At 58.4% G+C, this 25,418-nt stretch carries 24 protein-coding genes; 10 read left to right on the plus strand and 14 right to left on the minus strand.

Translation table 11 applies throughout. The annotated features are described in order from the left end of the window. Window positions 1-10: 10 nt before the first annotated feature. Both LRM19_RS05510 and LRM19_RS05515 read right to left on the minus strand, forming a co-directional pair. The gene (locus LRM19_RS05510; protein ID WP_271367757.1) at window positions 11-280 is read right to left on the minus strand and encodes a hypothetical protein; all 270 of its coding nucleotides are present in this window, start codon (window positions 278-280) and stop codon (window positions 11-13) included. A gap of 82 nt (window positions 281-362) precedes the next feature. Then, the gene (locus LRM19_RS05515) at window positions 363-1,250 is read right to left on the minus strand and encodes a LysR family transcriptional regulator (protein ID WP_271367758.1); all 888 of its coding nucleotides are present in this window, start codon (window positions 1,248-1,250) and stop codon (window positions 363-365) included. Between the two features lie 97 nt (window positions 1,251-1,347). Here LRM19_RS05515 and LRM19_RS05520 point away from each other — a divergent pair, with 97 nt between their 5' ends. After that, complete coding sequence (locus LRM19_RS05520) at window positions 1,348-2,403, plus strand: SDR family oxidoreductase (RefSeq protein ID WP_271367759.1); 1,056 nt, start codon at window positions 1,348-1,350, stop codon at window positions 2,401-2,403. Between the two features lie 40 nt (window positions 2,404-2,443). Here the strand turns inward: LRM19_RS05520 and LRM19_RS05525 are convergent, their stop codons facing one another. Further along, window positions 2,444-3,424: an NAD(P)H-dependent flavin oxidoreductase gene (locus LRM19_RS05525; protein ID WP_271367760.1), complete on the minus strand. Its 981-nt coding sequence runs from the start codon at window positions 3,422-3,424 to the stop codon at window positions 2,444-2,446. A 135-nt stretch (window positions 3,425-3,559) separates the two neighbouring features. Between LRM19_RS05525 and LRM19_RS05530 the strand changes: the two genes are divergently transcribed. Beyond that, window positions 3,560-4,444: a LysR family transcriptional regulator gene (locus LRM19_RS05530; RefSeq protein WP_271367761.1), complete on the plus strand. Its 885-nt coding sequence runs from the start codon at window positions 3,560-3,562 to the stop codon at window positions 4,442-4,444. Here LRM19_RS05530 and LRM19_RS05535 read toward each other — a convergent pair. Continuing rightward, window positions 4,416-5,870, minus strand: coding sequence for an aminotransferase-like domain-containing protein (locus tag LRM19_RS05535; RefSeq protein WP_271367762.1), 1,455 nt, complete (start codon window positions 5,868-5,870; stop codon window positions 4,416-4,418). The genes LRM19_RS05530 and LRM19_RS05535 overlap by 29 nt on opposite strands. Window positions 5,871-5,966: 96 nt before the next feature. On the opposite strand from LRM19_RS05535, the gene LRM19_RS05540 reads away from it, so the two are divergent. Further along, entirely contained in the window at window positions 5,967-6,734 is a 768-nt protein-coding gene (locus LRM19_RS05540) for an arylamine N-acetyltransferase family protein (protein ID WP_271367763.1), read from the plus strand. A 22-nt stretch (window positions 6,735-6,756) separates the two neighbouring features. Here LRM19_RS05540 and LRM19_RS05545 read toward each other — a convergent pair whose 3' ends face one another. From LRM19_RS05545 to LRM19_RS05560, 4 genes are all read right to left on the minus strand, one after another. After that, window positions 6,757-9,834, minus strand: a complete 3,078-nt coding sequence (locus LRM19_RS05545) for an efflux RND transporter permease subunit (RefSeq protein WP_271367764.1) — start codon at window positions 9,832-9,834, stop codon at window positions 6,757-6,759. After that, a complete protein-coding gene (locus tag LRM19_RS05550; protein ID WP_271367765.1) occupies window positions 9,831-10,979 on the minus strand; it encodes an efflux RND transporter periplasmic adaptor subunit in 1,149 nt (382 codons plus the stop codon). Before LRM19_RS05550 ends, LRM19_RS05545 begins: the two co-directional genes overlap by 4 nt. A 78-nt stretch (window positions 10,980-11,057) precedes the next feature. Then, the gene (locus tag LRM19_RS05555; RefSeq protein ID WP_271367766.1) at window positions 11,058-12,254 is read right to left on the minus strand and encodes a sensor histidine kinase; all 1,197 of its coding nucleotides are present in this window, start codon (window positions 12,252-12,254) and stop codon (window positions 11,058-11,060) included. After that, window positions 12,251-12,946, minus strand: a complete 696-nt coding sequence (locus tag LRM19_RS05560) for a response regulator (RefSeq protein ID WP_271367767.1) — start codon at window positions 12,944-12,946, stop codon at window positions 12,251-12,253. The genes LRM19_RS05555 and LRM19_RS05560 overlap by 4 nt, the downstream gene beginning before the upstream one ends. Before the next feature lie 123 nt (window positions 12,947-13,069). On the opposite strand from LRM19_RS05560, the gene LRM19_RS05565 reads away from it, so the two are divergent. Further along, entirely contained in the window at window positions 13,070-13,855 is a 786-nt protein-coding gene (locus LRM19_RS05565) for a MipA/OmpV family protein (protein WP_271367768.1), read from the plus strand. 37 nt (window positions 13,856-13,892) lie between these two features. On the opposite strand, the gene yajD is transcribed toward LRM19_RS05565, so the two are convergent. Continuing rightward, window positions 13,893-14,240 (minus strand): HNH nuclease YajD, encoded by a 348-nt coding sequence (gene yajD / locus LRM19_RS05570; protein WP_023617218.1) that lies wholly within the window; start codon window positions 14,238-14,240, stop codon window positions 13,893-13,895. Between the two features lie 178 nt (window positions 14,241-14,418). On the opposite strand from yajD, the gene LRM19_RS05575 reads away from it, so the two are divergent. Together LRM19_RS05575 and LRM19_RS05580 are read left to right on the plus strand one after the other, a co-directional pair. After that, window positions 14,419-15,444: an LLM class flavin-dependent oxidoreductase gene (locus tag LRM19_RS05575; protein WP_008500518.1), complete on the plus strand. Its 1,026-nt coding sequence runs from the start codon at window positions 14,419-14,421 to the stop codon at window positions 15,442-15,444. A gap of 25 nt (window positions 15,445-15,469) precedes the next feature. Then, the gene (locus LRM19_RS05580) at window positions 15,470-16,417 is read left to right on the plus strand and encodes a zinc-dependent alcohol dehydrogenase family protein (protein ID WP_271367769.1); all 948 of its coding nucleotides are present in this window, start codon (window positions 15,470-15,472) and stop codon (window positions 16,415-16,417) included. Between the two features lie 3 nt (window positions 16,418-16,420). On the opposite strand, the gene LRM19_RS05585 is transcribed toward LRM19_RS05580, so the two are convergent. Next, on the minus strand, window positions 16,421-17,455 hold the full coding sequence (locus tag LRM19_RS05585) for an AI-2E family transporter (RefSeq protein WP_111965717.1): 1,035 nt from the start codon (window positions 17,453-17,455) through the stop codon (window positions 16,421-16,423). Window positions 17,456-17,588: 133 nt separating this feature from the next. On the opposite strand from LRM19_RS05585, the gene LRM19_RS21180 reads away from it, so the two are divergent. The 4 genes from LRM19_RS21180 (at window position 17,589) to LRM19_RS05600 (ending at window position 20,801) form a co-directional block, all read left to right on the plus strand. Next, a complete protein-coding gene (locus tag LRM19_RS21180; RefSeq protein ID WP_085930315.1) occupies window positions 17,589-17,759 on the plus strand; it encodes a protein YdgV in 171 nt (56 codons plus the stop codon). 117 nt (window positions 17,760-17,876) lie between these two features. Continuing rightward, a complete protein-coding gene (gene mdtJ / locus LRM19_RS05590) occupies window positions 17,877-18,239 on the plus strand; it encodes a multidrug/spermidine efflux SMR transporter subunit MdtJ (protein WP_029739354.1) in 363 nt (120 codons plus the stop codon). Then, entirely contained in the window at window positions 18,226-18,555 is a 330-nt protein-coding gene (gene mdtI, locus LRM19_RS05595) for a multidrug/spermidine efflux SMR transporter subunit MdtI (RefSeq protein WP_045910373.1), read from the plus strand. The genes mdtJ and mdtI overlap by 14 nt, the downstream gene beginning before the upstream one ends. Window positions 18,556-18,638: 83 nt before the next feature. Next, a complete protein-coding gene (locus tag LRM19_RS05600; RefSeq protein WP_271367770.1) occupies window positions 18,639-20,801 on the plus strand; it encodes a bifunctional diguanylate cyclase/phosphodiesterase in 2,163 nt (720 codons plus the stop codon). A 1-nt stretch (window position 20,802) separates the two neighbouring features. On the opposite strand, the gene LRM19_RS05605 is transcribed toward LRM19_RS05600, so the two are convergent. The 4 genes from LRM19_RS05605 to puuE all read right to left on the minus strand — a co-directional run bounded on the left by LRM19_RS05605 (window position 20,803) and on the right by puuE (window position 25,418). Then, window positions 20,803-21,624, minus strand: a complete 822-nt coding sequence (locus LRM19_RS05605) for a trypsin-like serine peptidase (protein WP_127730589.1) — start codon at window positions 21,622-21,624, stop codon at window positions 20,803-20,805. A gap of 278 nt (window positions 21,625-21,902) precedes the next feature. Continuing rightward, the gene (gene asr / locus LRM19_RS05610; protein ID WP_032668244.1) at window positions 21,903-22,277 is read right to left on the minus strand and encodes an acid resistance repetitive basic protein Asr; all 375 of its coding nucleotides are present in this window, start codon (window positions 22,275-22,277) and stop codon (window positions 21,903-21,905) included. Between the two features lie 230 nt (window positions 22,278-22,507). Next, entirely contained in the window at window positions 22,508-23,995 is a 1,488-nt protein-coding gene (locus tag LRM19_RS05615) for a carboxypeptidase M32 (RefSeq protein WP_127730591.1), read from the minus strand. A gap of 151 nt (window positions 23,996-24,146) precedes the next feature. Next, entirely contained in the window at window positions 24,147-25,418 is a 1,272-nt protein-coding gene (gene puuE / locus LRM19_RS05620; protein ID WP_271367771.1) for a 4-aminobutyrate transaminase, read from the minus strand.

The raw sequence follows: 25,418 nt of genomic DNA on the forward strand, positions 1-25,418 counted from the left end.
TATCGTTGCGTTATTTCTTTTGAATCAACCAGGTTGCCGCAGCCGCCAGCACGCCGATCAGCGGCATTTCGCCCGCACCGGCCAGGAAGTTATGACGATCGATCTCGTTATTTTTACGGATATCGGCAAGGCGGGTAAGCGCCTCTTTTTCATCCGCGGCGCCGATCTCCTCGAACTGTTTTTCGAACCCCTGGGCGATGAGCTGTGCAGCCGCATCGGTGTTTGCGCTTTCGATTGCTATGAGGTTTGGGCCTTTTTGGAAAAAACAGTACTCCGGCATAAGTGCTCCAGAAAAAGGGGATACGGTAAAAATACTCTATTCCTGGCGGTTGAAAAATGCACGTAATTTACGGGGGGAATCATCAGCATTTCTTTATTATTTCAGGCAGTAACTGCTCAATCACGCTGACGACCTTTCTGACGCGCTGCGGAATAAAGCGGGCATCAGGATAAACGGCATAGAGGAAGCGATCGGGTAACCGCCAGTCGGGCAGCACCGGTACCAGCGTGCCCACCTGCAGCGCTCTGGCCACGAGCGGTCGCTGCATGCCGCCGATACCCATGCCGGATTCCAGCGCCTGCAGCAGCGCGTCGCTGGTGTTGGCACGGAAAACGGTATTCACGTTGACCTCGACCGTTTCCTCGTCAGAAATCAGGCGCAGGGGGGCATCCAGTGGAATGCCGCTGAACCGCACGTGTGGGAGCGTCGCCAGCGCGCTGACGGCGTGTACCGCCTGAAAATCGGGAGCGGCAAACAGCGCCGCCTCAATACGCCCCAGCACGCGAGCCGCATGCGCCTGCGGAGGCTCGCTGCCCAGCCGTATCGCGATATCCACGCCCTCCGTCACCAGATCGGCAAGGCGGTCATCGAGAGAAATCATCAGCTGCAGTTCGGGATGCAGGCGCTGCTGCGCCAGCAGATGCGGTAAAAAGATCTGGCCCAGGCCGCTCGGTAACTGGACATGGACGCGTCCCTGAACGCTATGATCGGCAGGATGTAAACGCCTCTCCGCTTCCCCCATGGCGTCCAGCACAAGCTGCATATCACGCCGGTAACGTTCACCCTGTTCGGTCAGCTTCATCGTACGCGTCGTTCGGTGCAGCAATACCACACCAAGCGCTTCCTCAAGCGCCGCGATCTGTTGACTGACGGCGGACTGCTTAATCCCGGTCTGACGGGCGGCCGCTGAGAACGAGCCTGCTTCAGCGACGCGTAGAAAGGTAGAAATGGCGGTGAGCTTGTTATTCATTTAATGATTCTGCTTATAAGTGCCATCGATTTCAGGGAGTATTTGCAGAAAAAATAATATATCACACTGTGGCTGTCACCCTTTACGGAAAAACACCATGAGTAAGAGGCAGCAACACAACGTCGCCCTGGTCGCGGGCGCCAGCGGCATTGTCGGCAGGCAGCTGGTCAACACGCTCCTGAACCATCAGTGGGAGGTGATTGGCCTCAGCCGTCATGCCGGGTCGCATCCTGACGGCATTCCGATGGTCAAGGTCGATTTACTGGATGAACAGGACAGCGCCCGGGCGCTGCGCTCCCTGAACGGTGTCACCCACATCTTTTACAGCGCCTGGGCGAACGCGGCGAACTGGACGGACATGGTTGAGCCGAACGTCACCATGCTGCGCAATCTGGTCAGCACCCTCGAAACAGCGGCACCTTTGCAGACGATAAGCCTGATGCAGGGGTACAAGGTCTACGGCGCGCATCTGGGGCCGTTTAAAACCCCGGCGCGGGAAAGCGATCCCGGCGTGCCGGGGGCCGAGTTTAACGCCGCACAGCTCACGTGGCTCAGCCAGTTTCAGCGGGGAAAACGCTGGCACTGGAATGCCATCAGGCCGGGCGTGGTGGGGAGCGCGGTGCCGGGCAATGCCATGAACCTTGCGCTGAGCATCGCCCTGTACGCCTCCCTGTGCAAGGCGTTGGGTTTACCGCTGCGTTTTCCCGGTTCAGAACAGACCTGGCACAGCATTGTGGATCATACCGACGCCGGGCTGCTGGCCGAGGCCACGCTGTGGGCCGCCGCGTCACCTGCGGCACAGAATCAGATCTTCAACGTAAACAATAGCGATATCTGGCGCTGGAGCGAGCTGTGGCCGCGCATCGCACGCTGGTTTGAACTGGACTCTGCGCCGCCGGTGAGGCTGTCATTTCATCAGCTGTTTAACGACTATCGCGGCGTATGGCGCGAACTTGCCGAAGAGCGGCTGGTGGAAGCGGATATTCTGCAGCTGAGCGACGGGCGGTTTGCCGATTTTGTCTTTAGCTGGGATTACGACATGTTCGGTGACGGGAGCAAGCTGCGCAGGGCGGGTTTTACGCAAATGCAGGCGACCGATGAGATGTTTTTCCGCCTGTTTGCGCAGCTGAGAGCCGCGCGGATTATTCCCTGAGAACACAGGGCGTCCTGATAACCGTCAGGACGCCAGGGGCTTACTCAACCGCTAACATATTGACGATCTCGGCCACGCTTTTCACGCTGTGGATGTTCCCAATCCCCGTGCCGAGCGCGATATAGCCTTCATCGGTGTTATCTTCCAGCATGCCCAGGCGCAGGCCCCGTAATCCTCCCATCGCCTTGCCCAGCGCTTCGTTGCTTGCGCCTGCTTTATCCATCGCCGCCAGTTTTTCCGCCAGCTTGCCGGGTAGAGAGCGGTAGTAATGGGGCAGGGTCCGGAAAAGCAGCAGGTCCAGGCCGTTGGCGGCAACAATTTTCTCTTTGACTCCCTGCGGCACGCGGCTTTCTTCGCTGCTGATAAAGACCGAACCGGCAAACACGCCTTCAGCGCCTAACGCATGCGCCGCTCTGGCGGTGCGATTATCGGTAATGCCGCCCGCGGCCATCACCGGGATATGCTTCACGGCATCGGCAATCAGCGGCACGATGGAAAAGGTGCCAAGCACCGTTGCGGGCAATGTTCCGCCCTCGTCAAAACCGGTGGCGACGATAATGTCTGCCCCCATTTCTTCTGCGAGACGGGTGTTTTCCGGCGTTGGGTTGATGTCGCGGTAGATAATGGCAATACCCGCCTCTTTTAACTCACTAAACAGCGCGGGAATAATGCTGCCTTCCCCATAGCCCGTATACACCACGACTCTGACGCCTTCCTCTTTTACCACCTGAAGAATAGGCCCTGTCCAGACATCATTAACGGCGGTAGGGATCAGGTTCACACCAAACGGTTTTTCGGTCAGCCGTTTGGTTTTTCGAATTTCTTCACGCATTTTTTCGGCGGTCTCTTCCGGCGTGGAGACCGCGGTATCGGCGGTTAACCCAGCGTTGGGCCCCAGCACGCCGAGCCCTCCGGCATTGCTGACCGCAGCGACTAAACGGGCGTCAGTAAGCCAGGATAATGGTCCCTGAATAACAGGTTTTTCGATACCCAGGATCTGACAAATACGGTTATTTTTCATAGCAGACTCTCCCTTACGTTTGAATGGGGAAGAGTGTAGGGCGCACTATTGTTAGGAAAAATAGCCAAAAATATTCATCACTGGTATAAAATTAATAACAATCACCTTATCCTGCTCGCGGCAAAAACATCCCTTATGCAAATAAACCTCTTTGAATCTATTCGAATTTTTATTGAAATTGTCGAGTCAGGCAGTCTTACCCAGGCGGCGGAGAATCTGCAGGTCCATCGCCCGGCGGTCACCAAAGCGCTGCAGCTTCTTGAGCAACACAGCGGCACGCGGCTCCTGCAGCGCACCACGCGTCGGATTAGCCTGACGCCGGATGGAGAAGCCTTTTATCGTCGGAGTAAGCCTCTGCTGGCGCAGGCGGACGAATTACTGGAGTCGTTTGGTACGGATCGGGCAATACATGGCCAGCTTAGAGTCGATATGCCGGTCTCGTATGCAACGCTGCGGGTGATACCCAATCTGCCTGACTTTTATCGTCAGCATCCCGGGATCGACATCATTCTGAGCAGCTCTGACCGCCGTCGGGATATGCTGCGGGATGGACTGGACTGCGTGCTGCGGGTGGGTGAGCTGGAGGACGGCGATTATATTGCGCGTAAAATCGGGAATATCAAAATCACGACCTGCGCCAGCCCGGCCTGGCTGGCAAAACACGGTACGCCAGAAACGCCGGATGATTTACGCAAGCATCAGGCCATCAACTGGATTAATAACCGCAGCAGACACATTCATCCGTGGACGTTTACCACGCCAGAAGGCATCGCGGAGATTACCCTGCCCGGTAAGCTTGTCGTGGATAACTCCGAGGCCTACATCGCGGCAGGCCTGGCCGGGCTGGGGTTAATGCAGGGGATGAATCTTTTTCTCCAGCCTTACATAGACCGCGGTCTTCTGGTTGAAGTCTTGCCAGGCTATCGCTCGCCGGACCGCAAGCTGTCACTGCTCTATCCACACCGTCACCTCTCCCGCAAGGTGCGGGTTTTTACCGAGTGGCTGGAGAGTCTTGTGTGAAAACGGCCAGCTCGTGGCACAGCGCACCAATTTGTTCCACGGCGTTCAGCAGGCGGGGCGTGGGTTCGTTTGCGCAGTTCAGCCGCAGAAAGTGCGTTAATTCGGCGGCAGGGGAAAACAGGGGACCGGGGCTGACGCCTATACCCAGCGCCAGCGCGCGACGATGCACCTCCAGCGCGTTGACCTGCTGAGGCAGTTCTACCCACAGCAGGAAACCGGCAGCGGGCACGTTAACGCATGTACCGGGTGGAAAGCTCGCCTTGACCTGTGCCACGACGGCGCGAACGCCCTCTGCTATCCGCCGCTTCAGCCGCCGCAGGTGACGATCGTAGTCGCCGCTCGCCAGGACGTCGCTCGTCGCCGCTTCCAGCAGCGGCGCACCGGCCCAGTCTCCGGCCATGCGGGCCTGCAAGACCTGCGGGGAGTAGCGTCCGGCGGCAATCCAGCCGATTCGCCATCCCGGCGCAAGCGTTTTAGACAGGGAGCTGCAGTAGATCACATTTCCGTTCTGGTCGAATGCCTTGCAGGCCGGAGGGCGTTGCCCCTCGCCGACCAGGTCACCGTAAACGTCGTCCTCAATCAGAGGAATACCGGCTTCTTCAAGCAGAGAAACCAGTTCCTGCTTGCGCGCGACGGGCATGCTGGCACCCAACGGGTTTTGCACGGTGGGCGAGGCCAGAACGGCCGCGGGGCGGTGGCAGCGGATGGCGTCCGCCAGCGGTTCCAGCAGCAGGCCTTCTGCAGGGTCGGTGGGGACCGCTAAGGCCTTCAGGCCTAAATCCTCCAGCAGCAGGAGCGTACCAAAGTAGGCGGGCTGCTCAATCGCCACCACATCTCCCGGCTGGCATACGGCCCGCAGGGCCAGGCGCAGCGCCTGCGTCGCGCCTGCGGTGATAATGAGATCGTCCGCGCTGAAACGGGCTCCCCACTGCGCAGAGCGCGCGGCAATTTTACTTCGCAAATCCCGCCTTCCCGGAGGCAGGCTGTAGCTCTGTCCATGTGCGTCCAGACGACGGCCCGCAGAGTGTAACGCCCGCTGCAGCGCATCTCCCGGCAGCCACGCGGGATCGGGCAGGGCGGCGCCCAGCGGGATCAGCCGGGCTTCTGCACTGCTGAACAGCGACCGGGCCACGGCGGACATCGTGACGGGGACCGGGCCGGGTGAGGAACGCGCGGGCTCCACGCGCGGAGGGAGGCTGGTCTGGCGGATGTAATAGCCTGAACGCGGACGCGCAACGATCAGCCCTTCAGCCTCAAGGCAGCGAAGGGCCTCCAGCGCCGTCGGAAGGCTAACGCGCTCGCGTTCGGCCAGTTTGCGCGCGGAGATCATCCTGTCACCGGCGCGCAGCGCGCCGGACGTAATGGTAAGACGCAGCATATCCGCAATACGGCGATAGTGAGGAGAGGAGTGGTACGGCGCAGACATGGATAACTGTTCAGGCTAATTTTTGATGAAACTGACTATACAGCCAATGATGTGTGCCATCTATAGTGTCCGGCATGTTCAGGACAAGGAGGCAGTATGCACAGCGATAATTTCAACATCTCTACCTATTTCAAGCGCATAAACTACACCGGACCGGCGGCTGCCGATACGGCCACCCTGCATGCGCTGATGCGCCATCAGCTCTTTTCCGTTCCCTTTGAGAATCTGGACGTGCAGGCGGGCAAAATTGTCTCGCTGGCGCCAGACGAGATTGCCGATAAGGTGTTAAAGAAAGGGCGCGGCGGCTACTGCTATGAGGTTAACGGGCTTTTTGCGATGGCGCTGGAGGCGTTAGGGATACCTTACCGTTTTGTGGCGGCGCGCCCGATGTTCTACCCCGCGCGGCGACCGAAAACCCATATGGCGCTCATCGCCGAGGTGGAGAGCCGCCAGTGGCTTTGCGATCTCGGGTTCGGCAGCTACGGCATCCGCGCGCCAATGGCGCTGGACACGCTTGACGTGGAAATCACCCAGGATTTCGACACGTTTCGCCTGAGCCGCAGCGCAGAGGGAGAGTATTTGCTTGAGGCGAAGGTTGAGGGAGAGTGGGCCCGGCAGTACGGCTTTGATCTCACCCCTCAGGAATGGATTGACTTCGTTCCGGCCAACTACCTTAACTCCACGCACCCGGATGCCATCTTTGTGCAGAAGCGGGTGGTGGTCCAGCACAGCCCGGAGGGACGCCAGATTTTACTGGGCGATATGCTGAAAACCATTACGGTGAACGGCACTGAAACGCGGAAACTGGCGGAGGATGAAATCCGCCATGTCCTGAAAGACCGTTTTGCGCTAACCGCTGCGTAATCTGCCGGTGAACGGTAGGGCCTCAGCGCGGTCCGTCTTCTGCGGCTTTGCGCTGAGCTCCCCGCTGTAACAGCAGGCTAAACGACGCGGGTAACACGGTCAGCGTCACCAGCGTCGCAGCCAGCAGCCCGCCGATAATGGCATAGGCCATTGGGCCCCAGAAAACCTGGTGAGAGATCGGGATCATGCCCAGAATGGCGGCGCAGGCGGTCAGACAGATGGGTCTGGCCCGGTGCTCCGCCGCTGCCATAATTGCGGCATCATTTGCCATCCCCTGAGCTAGATTGCTGTCAACCTCGCTAATCAATATCACCGCGTTACGTACGATCATCCCCGCGAGGGCGATGACGCCCAGCAGCGCGACAAACCCCATCGGCGTGCCGCCGGGCAGCATAGCCAGCACGATCCCCGGTAAACCAAACGGGGCCATCAGGAGCGCCAGCAGCATCCGGGAATATCGCCGCAGCTGAAGCATCAGCAGCAACAGCATGATGACCAGCGTTACCGGAAGAACGGTAAAGACGGAGCTGTTCCCCTTGTCCGATTCGGCAACCGCGCCGCCTTCTTCAATGCTGTAACCTGCGGGCAGGCTCGCGCGCAGTTTATCGACCGCCGGACGCAGCGCGGCTGAAACTGCTTCAGCCCTCAGTCCCGGGGCGAGGTCGGTTTGCACCGTGATAAAGGGCACACGCTGCCGACGCCAGATGACCGGATCGTCCACGCCCCAAACCGGCGTTGCGACGGCGCTGAGCGGAATTTTTTTACCGTCATTCCCCTGAATCGTGAGTGAGGAGAGGGTGGCGGTGCTCTGGCGCGCGCTGTCCTCGGCCCTGAGCACCACGTCGACAAGGCGGTCGTTATCTCTGATGGACGTGACGACGCTGCCGGACCAGACGGTATTCAGCGTGCGGGCGAGGCTTTCTGACGATATTCCCGCCGCTCTGGCCGCCGTCTGATTCACCTTAAGGGTGATGACCCTCTCCGGCTCTCCGGCCGTCTGGTTAACGTCGCGTGAGAACGAAGACCGGCCAATCGCGTCCGTGAGACGGTTCGCGAGGGCCCGGACCTGCAGATAATCCGGCCCGCTCACCCGGTATTTGATGGGCCAGCCGACGGGAGGCCCCAGCTCAAGGGGCGACACGCGGGTGATGATGTCGCTAAATTGCGTCGCCAGGATCGTGTTGAGCTGTGCGTGCAGACGATCCCGCGCCGCAAGATCCTTCGCGACCACAACCATCTGGGCGATATTTTCATTTTCCAGCAGCACGTCCATCGGCAGGTAAAAACGGATGGCGCCTGAGCCAACGTACGTCGAAAAGCGATCGATATTGCTGTTGTCGGCCAGCGCCTTTTCCAGCTTTTCCACCTCTCTGAGCGTTTCCGGCTGCGACGCGTTTGCCGGAAGCGTCAGGCTGACCAGCAGCTCGGGCCGGTCCGAGGCGGGGAAAAACTCGCCCTGCATAAACGTCGTGCCGTACGCTGACAGCCCCAGCGCGGAAAGGGCGAGCAGCACGGTAGCGACTCGGTGACGCAATGCCAGGCGTAAAAGCCGTCCGTACCCGCGCGCGATCCTTCCGGGTTCTGCCGCGTGATGTCTGACTGTTTCCGGCAGCAGCCACGTGCCCGTTAGCGGGGAAAACAGGATCGCGACGGCCCAGGAGCAGAGCAGGGCAATGAGCACCACCGCAAAGAGGGAAAAACAGTATTCACCGGCGCTGGAGGCCGCAAAACCAACGGGAATAAAACCGGCAATCATTACCAGAGTCCCGGTGAGCATCGGGAAGGCCGTCGTTTTGAATGCATAGGTGGCCGCGTGCCGACGGGAATCCCCCGCTTCCAGCCGGGAGACCATCGTTTCGACGGCGATCATGGCGTCATCCACCAGCAGGCCCAGGGCGATGATCAGCGCCCCGAGCGAGATACGCTGAAGGCCAATACCTGCAAGCATCATGCCGGCAAACGTCATGGCGAGCACCAGCGGAATAGCCGTCGCCACCACCAGTCCGGCCCGTAAGCCCAGCGAGACAAATGAAACCGCCAGCACGATAACAACGGCTTCGATAAGCACCCGGATAAAACCGCTTACCGCGTCACTCACCACCGCGGACTGATCGGCAACTTTCACCATCTCGATACCGTGCGGCAGCCCGGCGCTGAGGGCCGCCATTTTTGCGTTCAGCGCAGCGCCGAAACGAAGCATGTTGCCTGTTGGCGCCATCGACACCGCCAGCCCGATAGCCGGCTTGCCGTTCACCCGGTAGGCCGGAGCCGGTGGCTCGGCGATTTCGCGGGTGACGGTGGCAATATCGGTCAGCGGAATATAGCGATTGTTAACGTGCAGCGTGACGGCGCGTAAGCTCTCTTCGGTGGTGAGCGCTCCGCTGACCTTGATCGCCATGTTCTCTTTTTCGGTACGCATCGTTCCTGCCGGAACAACCGCATTTTGCGACCGGAGGGCGTCGGCAACTTCCTGAATATCGAGCCCCATCCCGGCCAGGCGCGCCGGAGAAAAGGCGAGAACCCACTGCTCCTGTTGTTCGCCCAGCAGGGTGGTTTTGCCTATATCCGGCAGGGACATGAGCTCGCGCCGTATTGTCTCTGCGCGATCCCGCACCTCCCGCAGCGTGAAGCCTTCGGGAATAAAGGCGTAAATTGTGCCGAACGTGTCGTCAAACTCGTCGTCCACGGCAGGACCCTGCACCCCTTCGGGCAGGGACGGCGCGATATCCTGCATTTTTTTGCGAACCTGATACCAGATATCGGGCACGCTTTGCGGGGGCGTATCGTCACGGAGGTTGACGTGGATAACGGTGCGCCCGGCACGGGTTTCACTTTCGAGATAGTCCAGCCAGGGCGTTTCCTGCAGCTTTTTTTCAAGCGTATCGGTCAGCAGGCGGGTGGTATCCGTCACGGAGGCTCCCGGCCACTGCGCGGAGACGACGGCCGTTTTAATGGTGAACGCCGGATCTTCGTTACGCGGCAGCTTCTCATAGCAGAACACGCCCATCGCAATCACCAGCAGCATGAAAAAGCTGACCATCTGCTGGTTCTTCAGCGCCCAGGCGGAGAGGTTAAATTTGGCTTCCGCTCCGGTACTCATGGCTGAACCTCCCCTGGCACCACCGGCTCGCCGGATCGTAATGTGCTCACGCCCGCCGTAATCACCCTGTCGCCGGGCTCAAGGCCGGAGGCAATCATGACGGAGGAGGCCGTATAGCTCGCGGGCACTACCGCGCGCAGCTGCGCCTGCGACCGCGGGGTAATGACAAAAACGGCCGGTTTGTCGCCGACGCGGGTCAGCGCCGACGCGGGAAGGGTGTACCCGTGCGGGGATGATGATGGCAACGTAACGGTGACGCTGGCGCCCAGCGCCATGGCCTCCGGCGGGTTTTGCAGGGTGGCTCTGACGCGCCATGTGCGGGTCTGAGGATCGGCCTGCGGGGTAATATCCCGCAGTACGGCAGAGGCCTGTACCGACGGGTCGCTGAGGAGGGAAACCCGCAATTCTGTCTTATTCAGAGGCGGGATCGCATCCGGAGTAGCAATATCAAACGCCACGTCGCGGGCTTCCCCGGTCGCCAGCGTCAGCACGGACTGGCCGTCGCTGACAACCTGCCCCGCTGAGGCGCTCACGGCCGTGATGACGCCCGCTTGCGGCGCGATCAGGCGCGTCCAGCCGAGGCTTTCGCGAGCATTTCGCCACGCGGCCTCGCTGCTTTTTAAGCGCGCGCGGGCGACAAGCCAGTCAGCCCGGGCGCTGTCGAGCTGCGTGCGGGCGATAGCACCCGTTGGCATAAGCTTTTGCATTCGACTAACGTTAAGCGCGGCGACCTGGGCAGAGGCTTTGGCGCTTTCATAGTCGGCCGCGGCGCTGTCGAGCTGGTTTTGCCCGGTCGTATTATCAAGCGTGGCCAGCAGCTGTCCGGCAGTGACCCGGTCGCCAATATCAACGCTACGCGTCAGTATCCGGCCTCCGGTACGAAAGCTCAGGGTCGTTTCATCATGGGCATGGATCTCACCGGTTCTTTCCAGCGCGGGAGGGGATTGGGTGGAGCCAACGACGACGTAGCGTACCTTACGCACTGGGTCAGGTTTGTTTTCGTGTTTATCACCGCAGCCGGTCAGCGGAAAAATCGCCAGCGCAAGCAGGGCCAGGGGAAGAAAATGCAGCCAGGAAAGGGTGCGCGCCACGCCGTACAAATGATGCAGGCAGTGGCGGAGGGAGAGAAAAAATTCGTCTGACATAACGCCGCTCCATAAAGGGAATGGCGTTATTAAATGCGCGCTACATCGAGAAAGATTCGACGTTCTGTCAAGGCTGTATCAAGAGTGGAAATTTTCATTACCGGACGGGTGCCAGGGCAATACGATGCGTACGGCGAGGCCGCCAGTTTCGGATAATGACGCGCTAATCTCACCCCCATGCGCCTCGCAAATTGCCCGGGCGATGGACAATCCGAGGCCGCTACCGCCGGAATGCCGCGCGCGGGACTGCTCCTCGCGGCTAAAGCGTTTAAACATTTCCGGTAAAAACTGGGGCGAAACGCCCGGCCCGTCATCGGTAAAGTCGAGAGTGTAACGCCCGCTGGCGTAACGCAGCGCCACATCAAGATGTCCGCCCTCGCGCCCGTAACGTAGCGCATTTTCCATGAGGATGGTAACAACCTGTCCCATACGGAACGCGTCGCCTCTGAAGGGACTGGTGCGCGGGTTACGCAGCGTTATCCGGAAATGATGCGCATCAGCCTGGGGCATGATCCAGGCAGCCCGCTCCTGAATCAGCTCATCCAGACAGAACGGCTGGTTCTCCAGCACAAGGTTACCTGCGTCGGCGAGCGAGAGAAGGTGGAGCTCATCGGTGAGTCGGTTGAGATGCTGAAGCTGTTTCATCACCATGCCCAGCTGTGCCGGGCTGGCATCAAACACGCCGTCTAACATGCCCTGCAGACGCCCGATGGCGGCCGTCAGGGGCGAGCGCAGCTCGTGCGCCATCGCGACGTGCGAGGCGCGGAGCTCTTTTTCATAGCGGGCGAGTTGCCCCGTCATGGAGTTAAAGTCGGTCGCAAAGCTGACCATTTCCGCTGGCGCATCCTTGATGAGCTCTGCCTGACGGCCAAACTGCCCGTCGGCGACATCCTTTGCCGCATCGCGAAGGCGGCTGAACTGCAGTGCCAGCGGTCGGGCGTGTTTGAGCCCCATCACCACGATAAACGGGATCATCACCAGCACCAGCAGGGCCACCGTAACCCAGTCCGCAGAGGCGATGGATGGCGTGGAATAACTCAGCCCCCACCAGGTATCCACAATCGAGTGGAAGCGGGCCGGATCGGCCTGTGGGTTCTGGCTGAGCGTCAGAAATTCCTGCCGGACCGCCGGTGGCATCCTGCCCATGATCCAGTAGTTCTGGACCGCATAGCGCAGCCACATGCAGGTGGCAATGACGATCACGCTGCCGATAGCCAGCGCCAGGATGCGCGCGCAAATCCAGCGCCACAGAGAGGAGTGCCGGTTTTTTATCATGGCTGTCTGAACCTGTAACCCACGCCGCGAACGTTGATCAGCACGCCGGAGATGCCCACCGCTTCGAGTTTTCTACGCAGGTTATAAATATGGGTGTCGACAACGCGCTCCAGCGCCTCGCTTTCCGGCAAACAGTGTTCCAGTAAATACTGGCGGGAAAACGGGTGTGCAGGCGAGCGCAGCAGCGTTGCCAGAAGCGAGAATTCCGTTGGCGTAAGATCGAGCATCACGGGCGCGTCGCCGCCGTTATCCACGCTCGCCACAATGGCGGCGACATCCACCGCCAGCGTTTGCCAGCGAAGGATCTCTTCGTCAGCCTCTTTTTTACTGCTGCGCCGCAGCACCGCCTGCACCCGCGCCACCACTTCGCCCGGATGATAAGGCTTCACAACGTAATCATCGGCACCGTAACGCAGGGCGCCAATGCGATCGGGAGTATCCCCCATGGCCGTAACCATAATCACCGGCACATCGCTTTTACGACGCAGGCCAGCCAGCACTTCGGTGCCGTTAAGCCCCGGCAGCATCACGTCCAGCAGAATGAGGTCTGGCTTCCACCGCTGCGCCATATCCAGCCCGGAATGACCGTCCCCGGTAATGGTCACGTCGTAATTTTCCCGCCGTAAATAGGCTTCGAGCACGCCGGCCGCATCGGCGTCATCTTCAATAATCAGCACTCTTCTGGACAACATCCGTTCACCTTGACCATTTCTTAACACTATCCCGACGATTCATTGATTCAGCCAAATCATACTGCGCCAACATTGTGTGGCCGTCCTGTATCAGGAGACGCCAGCGTCTGTATGGAGAGCAGTATGATAGCGATAAATAAAGTCCTGTATATGTCCGTCCCGCTTCTGATGGCCGTGGCTTCCGGCGCGCAGGCGGATGATGGCACCGCTTCCGATTCCCTAACCGTCGGGCTGGGAGGGCAATACGCCCCGCGTTACTCAGGCTCAGACAAGCAGGTGTGGCAGGTGGTTCCTGTGCTGCAGGGACGCAAAGGCGCTTTCTTCGTTGATGCGCAAAAAGGGGTGGGGTATGACCTGCAAAACGACAGCGGCTGGTATTTCGAACACACGCTGGGCTACGACTTCGGAAGGGCTGATAAAAATTCTGGCTGGCGTGAGGGTGCAAACAACCTGAAAGGGATGGGGGACATTGATGCCACCCTGAATACCGGCCTTGCCGTCGGCTGGGAGGCCGCGGCATGGCTGAGTATGGAAGGCAAAGCGACGCTGCCGTTAACCGACAGCCAGGGGGCAAGCTATCAGGCCTCCGTTACGCTGATCCCGGTACAAAATAACCAGGACACGATCGCCTTGCAGTCTGCGGCCCTGTTTGGCGACAGCCGTTACCTGAATACCTGGTATGGGGTCAGCGAGCAGCAGAGCCGCCGCACCGGCTATCGCCGCTATGCTGCGCCGGGTGGATTTTACGGCGTCGACACCAGCCTGACCTGGAGCCATCAGTTCGATGCCCACTGGGGGACGGTCCTGAGCGCGGACTATACCTGGCTTGGCGACCATGCAAATGACAGCCCGATAGTGCTGCGGCGTAATGAGGGGTCTGCAACCGCCGCTATCACCTGGACATTCTAAATTCGTGGATCACGATGTGAGCGAGGGGGCGAGAGGATTACTTCTTCTTATCCATCATCGCCTTTAAATCGGCAAACGGGTTAAACGTGGCGACGCCCACGTCTTTTTGCGCGTCTTCCCCGGCGACCACGGTGGTGCCGTACCGATCCGCTTCGGTGTATTTCGAATGCTCGTGATCGTGGCAAAACAGGCACAACAGCTCCCAGTTGCTGCCATCTTCCGGGTTGTTGGTATGGTCGTGATCGATATGGTGAACCGTGAGTTCGCGAAGATTGGAATAGACAAACTCGCGCGAGCAGCGTCCACACACCCATGGATAGATTTTTAATGCTTTTTCGCGATAGCCGCTTTCCAGCCGCGCGTAGTTTTTGGGGATCAAAGCCATTGCCGGTTTTACCTGCCATGAAAAGAGTGGGGAAGATTATATCCCATTATGGGGCGGAATGAAGAACCACGCTATTCTGTCAATTTATTTGATGCTTTCCGTTAAATAAACGGCATTTATTCTTATCGGGTAATGCGTAAAGTGGACAGAACGCAACGTATTATCAGGAAAAATGGTTATGAAAAAGATCGGATTTTTATCCTTTGGTCACTGGACGCCTTCGCCACAGTCGGGCACGCGCTCGGCGGCAGACACGCTGCTGCAGTCCATTGATTTAGCCGTGGCGGCTGAGGAGCTGGGGGCAGACGGCGCCTATTTCCGCGTGCACCACTTCGCCCGACAGCTTAGCTCGCCGTTCCCTCTGCTGGCCGCTATTGGTGCAAAAACGAAAACCATCGAAATCGGCACCGGCGTGATCGACATGCGTTACGAAAACCCGATGTACATGGCCGAGGATGCGGGCGCGGCGGATTTGATTTCCGGCGGTCGCCTGCAGCTCGGCATCAGCCGCGGCTCCCCGGAGCAGGTTATTGATGGCTGGCGTCATTTCGGCTATGTCCCGCAGGAAGGGGAAAACGAGTCGGACATGGCGCGCCGTCATACCGAGGTGCTGCTTGAGGTGCTGCGTGGGGAAGGGTTTGCCAAACCGAACCCGCAGCCAATGTTCCCGAATCCGCCGGGGCTGCTGCGCCTGGAGCCGTATTCTGAAGGGCTGCGCGAGCGTATCTGGTGGGGCGCAGGTTCCAATGCGACGGCCGTATGGGCCGCAAAGCTTGGAATGAACCTGCAAAGCTCAACGCTGAAGGACGATGAAACCGGTGAGCCGTTCCATATTCAGCAGGCAAAACAGATCCGCGCGTACCGTCAGGCCTGGAAAGACGCAGGGCATACGCGCGAGCCGCGGGTGTCGGTCAGCCGCAGTATTTTTGCGCTGATGGACGACCGTGACCGGATGTATTTCGGTGCCAGCCGCAACGACAGCGATAGCGTGGGTTACCTCGATGAGAAAACGCGCGCCATCTTCGGGCGCAGCTATGCCGCGGAGCCGGACAAGCTGGTTGAACAGCTGAAAAAGGACGAGGCAATTGCCGAAGCCGATACGCTCTTACTGACCGTACCGAACCAGCTGGGTGTGGATTATAATGCGCACGTGATTGAGTCTATTCTCAAGCATGTCGCACCGGCAATGGGCTGGCGCGAGTAGTTCCGCTATCAGCCTTGAGATCGTAATGGAAAATCTGGCCCTCTGGTATCGCCGTTTTGGCGAGCCAGAAACCGTTCTGCAACCTGAAACCACGCCCCCGGGCGCGCTTGCGCCGGGACAGCTCCGCGTGCGGATGCTGTTTTCTCCGGTGAACGCGTCCGATCTTATTCCCATCACCGGCGCCTATCGCCACCGAACCCCGTTACCGGCGATCGCGGGGTATGAAGGTGTTGGGGTTGTCATCGAGGCGCCCGCCTCGTTTAAGCATCTGGTGGGTCAGCGCGTCCTGCCGCTGCGCGGTCAGGGAACCTGGCAGCGCTATGTTGATTGCCCGGCAGAGTATGCGATACCCGTTCCGGACACCGTCGACGCACAGCTGGCCGCGCGGGCCTATATCAACCCGCTGGCGGCGCAGATGATGCTGACCCGCTACCCGCCTCGTGGAAAGCGGGTCTTGCTCACGGCTGCCGGATCGGATTGCGCCATTCTGCTGGGGCAGTGGGCGCGTCAGGCGGGGGCGGAAGCGGTGTATGGCATTCACCGTTCTGCCGTGCATGCTGAACGGCTGGAAGCGATGGGCATCACGCCTGTCGCGCAGCATGACGCAAACAGAATCGGCATCGTCGCCGCCCGTAGCGATATCGTCTACGATGCCATCGGCGGACCGCTTGCGGAAGCGATCCTCAGCGTGATGCCCGAGCAGGGCATGTTTGTCTGCTACGGGCTGCTCTCCGGGCAAGCCTTTACACAGCGGCGGCCTGCGCCGCGCGTGGCGTGGTTCCATATCCGAAACGGTCTGGATGCGCTCGGCGTTGAGGCGTGGCGCGCGGAGTTCGAGCGCATCTGGCTGAGGTTGCCTGGCAGTGAGTACAGCGACGTTACGGTGTACCCGCTGGCGGAGTGGCAGAGGGCGCTCAGCGCTTATCGTGAAGGTGGAAGGACCCGCAAGCCCCTCCTGTCGATGGAGGACTGAGCGCTATTTATGGCTCATATCGCTCAGCAGCACGGCGATACTTTGCCCGCCTGCCGTCTGTTCCAGACCAATCTTGACGATAATGGTTAGCGGGACGGAGAGCAGCATCCCAACGGGCCCGAGCAGCCAGCCCCAGAATATCAGGGACAAAAAGACCACCAGCGTGGAGAGCCCCAGGCCGCGACCCATCATGCGTGGCTCAAGAATGTTACCGAACACAAGATTGATGACCAGGTATCCGGCAAGCAGGATCAGCGCGTCATAAAGCCCGCTGAAAACCAGCACCTGGAGGATAGGGGGGATCGCCGCCAGCACGGAGCCAATGTTGGGAATGTAGTTGAGCGCAAACGCCAGCAACCCCCAGACAAATGCAAAGCGAACGTCCAGCGCCAGAAGCATCAACCAGACGACAACGCCCGTCACCAGGCTAATGGCGGTTTTCAGCACCAGATAGCGGGAAACGCTGTCCAGCGCGCGTTGAATCGCCCCCATTCCTTCGACCGGACGGACCATCATCTGCTGCAGCTTTGCTGGCAGCTGCGGCACCTCCAGCAGCATGAAAACCACCGTTAAAAACAGCAGGAAAATGGAGGTCATGGCATTGGAAAGCTGCGCCAGCAGGCTGGTGACGATCGTCATCGCCGCGTTGGGGTCGATATATTTCAGCAGTTCTTCCACCGAGACTTCGATACCCGCCCGCTGCAGCCAGGGTTCTAGCTGCAGCAGGGGGATAGCCAGCGAAGAGCGGTATTTTGGCAGCGTTCGCGCCAGTTCATTGAGCGAGGTACCCAGATAAGCCACCAGCAGTACCATCGCCACAATAATGATGCTGATAAGCAGCGTGATGGCCAGCACGCGCGGAATGCGTAGCCGCGTCATGCGCTGCACCAGCGGGTTGAGGATCACCGCAATAAACAGGGCCAGAATAAAGGGCACAATAATGTCGGCGGCGAAGCGCACGCCTGTCAATATGATCACCAGCATGCCCAGCATGATGACAATTTTTAACCCGTTCAGGGTAATGATGGGTTTAGCCATGGTGACTCCGAAATTTTCTTTATATTTATAATAAAGGTGAAAGGCTTTGCAATAAACTAACCAAAATCAAACGGAGTGGGTAAAGAATTGCAAAGACTTTGAGTAAAATCCTGGCTTATGGTACAAATTCGGTGTGTTTAACTACCGAGGACAATTTTCATCCGCAAAGACGAGAAGCAACAACGCGGATAATTGTAATTTTATGGACAATATGTTCAGGACGTACTCTTCAAACAATACTGCTGTATACTCCACTTCTTTCTGCCTGCTTTCTGGTGAGCAACACTGGCGCACCGCACTATAGTCATTTCTTCTGCCTGAGCTGGCGCTAAGCGCTTAGCTGTCTGATTTCAATTCGTATTTTTGGGTTTGCTGCACGCAGCGGGCCACGATGGATTATATTCTCAAGCAGGAGAAAAACATGTTTTACTGGATTTTATTAGCGCTGGCTATTATCGCTGAAATTACCGGCACGCTGTCTATGAAGTGGGCAAGCGTCAGCGATGGCAACACCGGTTTTATTTTGATGCTGGTGATGATTTCACTGTCTTATATTTTCCTCTCGTTTGCAGTGAAAAAAATTGCGCTGGGCGTCGCGTATGCCCTGTGGGAGGGGATCGGTATTTTGTTGATTACGCTGTTCAGCGTGCTGATATTTGACGAAACATTAACAACAATGAAGGTCGCCGGTTTAACGACGCTGGTCGCGGGTATTGTGCTGATTAAGTCCGGTACCCGTAAACCTGGCAAACAGCAGAAGGAGCAGAACCATGCAACAGTTTGAGTGGGTTCATGCGGCCTGGCTGGGGTTCGCCATCGTGCTTGAGATCCTGGCGAACGTTCTGCTGAAATTCTCCGATGGTTTTCGTCGTAAATTCTACGGCCTGATGTCAATTGCGGCGGTTCTGGGGGCGTTCAGCGCGCTGTCCCAGGCGGTAAAAGGTATCGATCTTTCGGTCGCCTATGCGTTGTGGGGCGGTTTTGGTATCGCCGCCACGCTGGCTGCAGGCTGGGTGCTCTTCGGCCAGCGCTTAAATAACAAGGGCTGGATGGGGCTCATCCTGCTTCTTGCCGGCATGATCATGATAAAACTCGCCTGACGGTCATAAAGCCATCCTTTACAGGCAGCGAAATTCGCTGCCTGTATTACGCTTAGAAAAGCAAAACATGAAGAGGATGGCTGATGTATCGCACATTAAGCTGGCGCAATATTCCCAATGCGAGAACGTTGTTTGCCATGGTCTTTATGGCGGGCATCGGCTTAATCATTTCCGTCGTCGCACTCCTCTATCTTTCCCTGAATCTTATCAGCACCAAAACCAATGAAATTGATGAACACCGCACGGCGCTTTCCGTGCAGGGGGCTATTCAGACATCGGTTAACCGCGTCTCATCTCTGGTGCTTGACAACGCCGTCTGGGACGATGCTGTGCGGGAAGCCTACCGTCCCACGCTTAATACCGACTGGCTCTACGACACCTGGGGCACCGGCTTTAAAATTAATAACCTCTATGACGGCACCTTCGTGCTGGATGAACATTTCAACGTCCTCTGGGGATCGTTTAAAAGTCAGCCTTTTCAGGAGACGAATCTCGATTTTTTCGGTAAGGGGCTGAAAGCCCTTATTGCTCAGCACGCGCGCGTCTTATCAGGCGATAAAAATATCTATGCCGGGATCAGCAAAACGCGAAGCGGCGTTGCCTTTGTGGGCATTGGGCTGATTCGCCCAATGGTCGGAAGATTACAGGTTACCGACGGAACGCGCCGCTATCTGGTGATTACCCGTCATCTGAACGCCAGAATCTTATCCGACCTGGGGGCGACCTTTCAGATCGATAACCTTCACTTTACGCCCGATAAAGTTAACGAGATGAGTATGCCGCTGCGCAGTTCGGCTGGGGAGCTGCTGGGCTATCTGAACTGGCAGGCGCGGCTTCCGGGGGCGCAGGCCGCCCGGGCGGCATCCTCTGATATCACGCAGATTGTTGTGCTGGCATCGGCCCTGATCCTGCTCTTTATTCTGGTGAGCAGCGTGGGGCTGTACAAGCTTGCGCGAGGAGAAAGCCAGGCACGTCTGGTGGCCAGAACGGACTGGTTAAGCCATCTGCCGAACCGGCGAGCGCTTATCGAGGCGCTGGATCGGGTGAGCTTACGCGGAGATATCGACGTCAAAAGCGTGGTGTTTATCGATCTGGATGGTTTTAAAGATGTGAATGATATCTACGGCCACAGCGTGGGGGACGATCTCATCGTAGCGATTGCGAAAACGCTGAGTGAACGGGTGCCGCCGGGCGGGATGCTGGCCCGCATGGGCGGGGATGAGTTTGCCATGACAATCGGCGGTGATGATGCAGAGGCCCGAGCCACCGCCTTTGCCGTTTCGGTGCTGGATTTCCTCGCCACCCCGGTTCAGCTGGGGGAACGCACGATCCATATCGGGGCCAGCATCGGTATCGCCAGCGGAACTCTGATTGAATGCACCAGCTCAGAACTGTTTCGCCGCGCCGATATTGCCATGTATCACGCCAAAATGAGTGGGAAAGGGCGGATTACCCACTACGATGCGGAGCTGAACAGCGTCCGGGAACGCAAGCTGGCGATTGAAAATCAGATCCGTAGCGGTCTGGAGCGCGATGAGTTTGAGGTCTGGTATCAGCCGATCGTTGACGCCCGCACTCAGACAATGAGCAGCGTCGAAGCGTTGGTCCGCTGGCCGCGTCGCCCGGAAGGGCCGCTGGGCCCGGATACCTTCATCGCCATCGCGGAGACCAGCGGTCTGATTTACAAACTGGGCCAGTTTGTGTTGCAGCGCGCCTGTCAGGAACTCCAGCCATACGGTGACTTAAAGCTTTCCGTTAATATCTCTCCCGCGCAATTTCGCGATCCCGCCTTCGAAGACAAAGTGGCCAGCGTGCTGGAGAGTACCCGTTTCCCGGCCCACCGGCTGCAGCTTGAGGTAACGGAGAGCTATGTGCTGGAAAATCCGGATCGTGCCCGCATGGCAATAGCCAATCTTAAAGCGCTGGGTACCGCGGTGGCGCTGGATGACTTTGGCACCGGCTATTCCAGCATTGGCTATTTGCGGCGTTTTAACTTCGACACCATCAAGATCGATAAATCCCTGGCCGGGCTGGTGGACAACGATGAACAGGCAGCCGCGCTGGTGAGCGGCACGGTGCGGATCGCCAACGCGCTGGGGATGGCGGTGGTCGCCGAAGGGGTGGAAACCGAGAAGCAAATGAAACTGCTGCGGCTGGCTGGCTGCGATCAACTGCAGGGTTTTTGGTTCAGCCAGCCGATGCCGATTGAGTCAATCAGGGCACTGCATCAGGTCAGACGATGCTGATTTATTGCTGTGCCAGCGCTTCCAGCTTGTCGCGAAAACCGGTCACGGACAAGGCCCGGTTATCTGCGCGCCAGCGATCTTTCGCCGCCGGTGCAGAGCTCTGCACGCCAATCAACTGCCAGCCGTTATCTGTTTTCAGCATTAGCGGTGAGCCACTGTCACCCGGCAACGTATCGCACTGGTGCGAAAGTACGCTGTTTTGCGCCCAGCCCGTCACAATACAGTCGGTGTGGGTGTAAAGCGTATCCAGATGGTCGACAGGATAGCCGGACTGCGTCACCTTTCGGTCAGCGGCTTTCAGGGCGGCGGTGAGTGCGTCTTTGTCGCCGTCAAATAACGGCAGCGGCGTAATGCCGGAAGGGGGGTAGCGCAAAACGATCAGGCCAAAGTCCCATGAGGCGGCCGCCGGTGGCACGATCCAGCCGTCACCATCCGGCTTCAGGCGTTTGCCGAGAGACGGATCGACACGGCCTTCAATACCGTGGATTTCATAGCGCCAGGTCCCTTTTTGCGACACAAACCGCAAGGCCACCGCTTTATCCGGCTTGCCGTTTGGCGGCGTTAACAGACAGTGGCCTGCCGTCAGGGCAAGCTGAGGGGTGATCAACGTCGCAGTACATAAGTTACCGCTGGCGGTTTCCAGTTGACCTATAGCATCCCAGGGCGCCTGGGTGGGATCGGTGACGCGCGTGCGGTCGTCATGATTGAAAAAAAGCGTCTTGAGCTCTTTCGCGCTAATGGTGTCATCACCGCCATCATCCGCATGTGAGAATCCAGAAAAAAGACCAAACGTTCCCAGTAACAACACAACAGATTTACGCATATCTCACTCTGGTGGGGGTAATTATGATTATTAAAAGTGAACCCTATGAAAATACTATAGACGGGACAGCGCTAAAGTGGGAGTAAAATCAGCGTGCTACAATCAGGAAAGATAAAAATGGCTGGCAATGAGCGCGCATAAAATAAGCAGGATCAGAATCAGCTCAAACCGATAGCGTCGCAGCATACGCCCTCCGGATAAAAAAAACGGCGCGGAACCTGTCCGGTTCAGCGCCGGTTTACCAACGTGCCCCGAAGGACACGGTTAAGCTTGTACTCTTACGCAGCTGGCTGTGCAGCTGGTTTAGCAGCTTCGTGTTTTACTGCTTTTTTGTGATGCTTTTTAGCAGCCTGAGCTTTCTGTTCTACAGCCGGTTTGGTCGCTTTTTTGTGATGCTTTTTAGCAGCCTGAGCTTTCTGTTCTACAGCCGGTTTGGTCGCTTTTTTGTGGTGCTTTTTAGCAGCCTGAGCTTTCTGCTCTACAGCCGGTTTAGCGGCTTTATGATGTTTCTTGTGATGGACAGTTTTTGCTGGCGCCGCGGTGGTCGTTGCAGCAGGTGCCGCAGCAGCCGGTGCAGCAGTGGTTTCAGCAGCGAACGCAGCAGAAGACAGACCCATAGCAGCGGCAACAACCAGAGCTAATACTTTTTTCATGTTCATACCCTCGAATTTGGTTTTTCATTTAACCCCACTGCGGGGCCGTTGAAATAACTATATCCCTGTAAATTCGGGGTTTCCGTGAGTGATTGGTATCGGCGTGTAACCATATGTACATTGCCGGGGTCCTGCACAGACGGCTCCCTCTCCCATGAGGGGGTACGGGCTGGGGTGAGGGGGAACATACGGCTCTTTTACCTGAGGTCCCTCACCCCCGGCCAAACAGATTACAAATAACGGGAGGTCAGATGCTCGCGGAAGTAACGGATATTCAGATCTTCACCCGTCGCCTGGGTGATTAATTGCGACGTGCTGAAGCGGCTACCGTGCTGCCAGATGTTCTGGCGCAGCCACTCAAAGAGTGCGGAAAAATCGCCCTCAGCGATGGAGGCCTGCAGACCCGGAAGCGCCGTTTTCGCGGCGTGGAACAGCTGTGCGGCATACATGGCCCCCAGCGTGTACGACGGGAAGTAACCAAAACCGCCGTCGGTCCAGTGGATATCCTGCATGCAGCCGTTGCGGTAGTTGTCTTTGGTGGACAGCCCGAGCCAGGCCTGCATTTTCTCGTCCCACAGGGCGGGAATATCGTCCACTTCAATCTCGCCGTTGATCAGCGCCCGCTCAATCTCATAGCGCAGCACCACGTGTGCCGGGTAGCTCACTTCGTCCGCATCGACGCGGATATAGCCCGGCTTCACGCGCTGGTTCCAGGCAATAAAGTTCTCTTCGCTGAACGCCGCCTGGCTGCCAAAACGGGCGTGCACCGCAGGGAGAAGATGTTTGAGGAAGGCTTCACTCCGTCCCAGCTGCATCTCAAAGAACAGGCTCTGCGATTCATGGATCGCGGTTGAGCGGGCCAGCGCAATCGGCTGTCCTGCCCACGCGCGCGGCAGGTTTTGTTCGTAGCGCGCGTGTCCGGTTTCGTGGATTACGCCAAACAGCGCGCTGAGCAGTTCATCCTCGTCGTAGCGCGTGGTGATGCGCACGTCTTCCGGTACGCCGCCGCAGAACGGGTGCGCACTCACGTCGAGGCGACCGCCGTTAAAATCGAAGCCGAGCATCTTCATGGCTTCCAGGCCCAGTTCACGCTGGGTTGCCGTCGGAAAGGGACCCTGCGGGGGAATGAACGACCGCTGAGCCTGTTTTTCCACCACGCTTGCCAGCAGGTCCGGCAGCCAGGACTTCATGTCGCCGAACAGAACGTCCAGACGCGCGCTGGTCATGTCGGGTTCAAAAATGTCCAGCAGCGCGTCGTATGGCGTACAGCCTTTTGCTTCAGCCCGCAGGCGAGCCTCTTCGCGGCTGAGTTTAACCACCTCTTTCAGGTTGGCGGAAAAGCCCTGCCAGTCGTTGGCGGGGCGCTGAGTACGCCAGGCGTGTTCACACCTGCTGCCCGCCAGGGATTTGGCTTCCACCAGCGATTCCGGCAGCAGGGTCGCCTGCTGGTAGTGGCGCGTCATTTCGCGCAGGTTGGCCTGTTCGACGTCATTCAGATCTTCCCCTGCCGCCGCGGCTAACAGCTCGCCGACTTTTTTATCGGTCAGGATCTGGTGCTGCAGGACGCTCATCTCTGCCAGCGCCTCGCCGCGCGCGGCGCTGCCGCCGGGCGGCATCATGGTGAACATATCCCAGCTGGCGATGGAGGAGAGGTGCGAAAAGCGGGAGAGACGCTGAAAGGTTTTCACAAGTGACTGATAGGCTGATGTTTTTTGCAATTCTTAATTCCTCATGCCGGGGATGTGTTTCAGGGAGCATACAATGAAACCGAGCAAATTCCCCAACATTTCCCACACGGAGGAAATCTGTGCCGATCTCCTCCGTAGAAAACCGTCCCCGGCATTCCGGGAGACGGTTTTCGGTGGGCACTCAGGACTTATCGCGCATAACCTGTTGCAGGATCGCCAGCGCCTGGTTGAACTGGGCATCCGGAATGGTCAGCGGATAAAGGAAGCGGATCACGTCACCGTACTGGCCGCAGATCAACAGCAGCAGGCCCTGGGCGAGCGCCTTTTGCTGGATCGCCTGCGCGATGGCGGCCGACGGTTCACGGCTCTCGGGATCAAAAAACTCCGCCGCGATCATCGATCCTCTTCCCCTTATCGCCACGAGCGCAGGGAAGGTGCCCTGAATCTCCTCCAGCGTGGCTTTCAGCCGATCGCCCAGCTGACGGGCGCGCGCGCACAGCGACTCGTTGTCGATAATCTTCAGCACCGCGTGCGCGGCGGCCACCGCAAGCGGGTTGCCTGCATAGGTCCCCCCCAGACCGCCGGGAGCCGGCGCGTCCATGATTTCGGCGCGGCCCACCACGCCGGACAGCGGCATTCCGCCTGCCAGGCTTTTAGCCATCGTCATCAGGTCGGGTTTGTCCGCGTAGTGTTCCATCGCAAACAGCTTACCCGTTCGGGCGAAGCCGCTCTGCACTTCGTCGGCAATCATCACGATCCCGTGCTCATCACAGATACGACGGATGGCGGCCACCAGCTCTGGCGGGGCGACGTTGAATCCGCCTTCACCCTGAATGGGTTCAAAAATGATCGCCGCCACCTGTTTCGCCTCAATATCCGCTTTGAACAGGCGTTCTATCGCCGTGATGGCATCCTGCGTCGTGATGCCGTGCAGCTCGGAGGGATACGGCACGTGATAAACCGAGCCCGGGAAGGGGCCAAATCCCAGCTTGTAAGGCGCGACCTTGCCGGTTAAGGCCATGGTCATATAGGTGCGGCCGTGAAAGCCTCCCCCGAAGGCAATCACGCCCGGTCTGCCGGTGTGGGCCCGGGCGATTTTAACGGCGTTTTCCACCGCTTCCGCGCCCGTTGTGAAGAACGCCGTTTTGGCCGGGCTCTGCACCGGGGCCAGCTCGTTAAGTTTTTCAGCTAATGAAACGTAGCTTTCATACGGCACAATCTGGTAGGCCGTGTGGGTGAACTGGTGAAGCTGTTTTTCCACTGCGGCCACCAGTTCAGGATGGCGATGGCCGGTGTTCAGTACCGCGATCCCGGCGGCGAAATCAATATAGTCGTTGCCTTCCACGTCGGTAAGCGTGGCATTCTCCGCCGTGCGGGCAAAGAAATCACACATTACGCCTACGCCGCGCGGGGTGGCAGAAAGTCTGCGCTGATGAAATTCCTGGTTACTCAT

The sequence above is a fragment of the Enterobacter sp. PI-10 genome, assembly GCF_027947695.1.
In the GTDB taxonomy this organism is placed as follows: Bacteria; Pseudomonadota; Gammaproteobacteria; order Enterobacterales; family Enterobacteriaceae; genus Enterobacter; species Enterobacter vonholyi.

Excerpts from the sequence above, each read along its gene's own strand:
- yajD (WP_023617218.1), bottom strand. The coding sequence starts at position 14,240 with ATGGCTTTGATCCCCAAAAACTACGCGCGGCTGGAAAGCGGCTATCGC.
- LRM19_RS05550 (WP_271367765.1), bottom strand. The coding sequence starts at position 10,979 with ATGTCAGACGAATTTTTTCTCTCCCTCCGCCACTGCCTGCATCATTTG.
- puuE (WP_271367771.1), bottom strand. The coding sequence starts at position 25,418 with ATGAGTAACCAGGAATTTCATCAGCGCAGACTTTCTGCCACCCCGCGC.
- LRM19_RS05535 (WP_271367762.1), bottom strand. The coding sequence starts at position 5,870 with ATGTCTGCGCCGTACCACTCCTCTCCTCACTATCGCCGTATTGCGGAT.
- LRM19_RS05605 (WP_127730589.1), bottom strand. The coding sequence starts at position 21,624 with ATGCGTAAATCTGTTGTGTTGTTACTGGGAACGTTTGGTCTTTTTTCT.
- LRM19_RS05545 (WP_271367764.1), bottom strand. The coding sequence starts at position 9,834 with ATGAGTACCGGAGCGGAAGCCAAATTTAACCTCTCCGCCTGGGCGCTG.
- LRM19_RS05565 (WP_271367768.1), top strand. The coding sequence starts at position 13,070 with ATGATAGCGATAAATAAAGTCCTGTATATGTCCGTCCCGCTTCTGATG.
- LRM19_RS05515 (WP_271367758.1), bottom strand. The coding sequence starts at position 1,250 with ATGAATAACAAGCTCACCGCCATTTCTACCTTTCTACGCGTCGCTGAA.
- LRM19_RS05580 (WP_271367769.1), top strand. The coding sequence starts at position 15,470 with ATGGAAAATCTGGCCCTCTGGTATCGCCGTTTTGGCGAGCCAGAAACC.
- LRM19_RS05585 (WP_111965717.1), bottom strand. The coding sequence starts at position 17,455 with ATGGCTAAACCCATCATTACCCTGAACGGGTTAAAAATTGTCATCATG.
- LRM19_RS05600 (WP_271367770.1), top strand. The coding sequence starts at position 18,639 with ATGTATCGCACATTAAGCTGGCGCAATATTCCCAATGCGAGAACGTTG.
- mdtJ (WP_029739354.1), top strand. The coding sequence starts at position 17,877 with ATGTTTTACTGGATTTTATTAGCGCTGGCTATTATCGCTGAAATTACC.
- LRM19_RS05540 (WP_271367763.1), top strand. The coding sequence starts at position 5,967 with ATGCACAGCGATAATTTCAACATCTCTACCTATTTCAAGCGCATAAAC.
- mdtI (WP_045910373.1), top strand. The coding sequence starts at position 18,226 with ATGCAACAGTTTGAGTGGGTTCATGCGGCCTGGCTGGGGTTCGCCATC.
- LRM19_RS05555 (WP_271367766.1), bottom strand. The coding sequence starts at position 12,254 with ATGATAAAAAACCGGCACTCCTCTCTGTGGCGCTGGATTTGCGCGCGC.
- LRM19_RS05525 (WP_271367760.1), bottom strand. The coding sequence starts at position 3,424 with ATGAAAAATAACCGTATTTGTCAGATCCTGGGTATCGAAAAACCTGTT.
- LRM19_RS05530 (WP_271367761.1), top strand. The coding sequence starts at position 3,560 with ATGCAAATAAACCTCTTTGAATCTATTCGAATTTTTATTGAAATTGTC.
- LRM19_RS05520 (WP_271367759.1), top strand. The coding sequence starts at position 1,348 with ATGAGTAAGAGGCAGCAACACAACGTCGCCCTGGTCGCGGGCGCCAGC.
- LRM19_RS05575 (WP_008500518.1), top strand. The coding sequence starts at position 14,419 with ATGAAAAAGATCGGATTTTTATCCTTTGGTCACTGGACGCCTTCGCCA.
- asr (WP_032668244.1), bottom strand. The coding sequence starts at position 22,277 with ATGAAAAAAGTATTAGCTCTGGTTGTTGCCGCTGCTATGGGTCTGTCT.
- LRM19_RS05510 (WP_271367757.1), bottom strand. The coding sequence starts at position 280 with ATGCCGGAGTACTGTTTTTTCCAAAAAGGCCCAAACCTCATAGCAATC.
- LRM19_RS05560 (WP_271367767.1), bottom strand. The coding sequence starts at position 12,946 with ATGTTGTCCAGAAGAGTGCTGATTATTGAAGATGACGCCGATGCGGCC.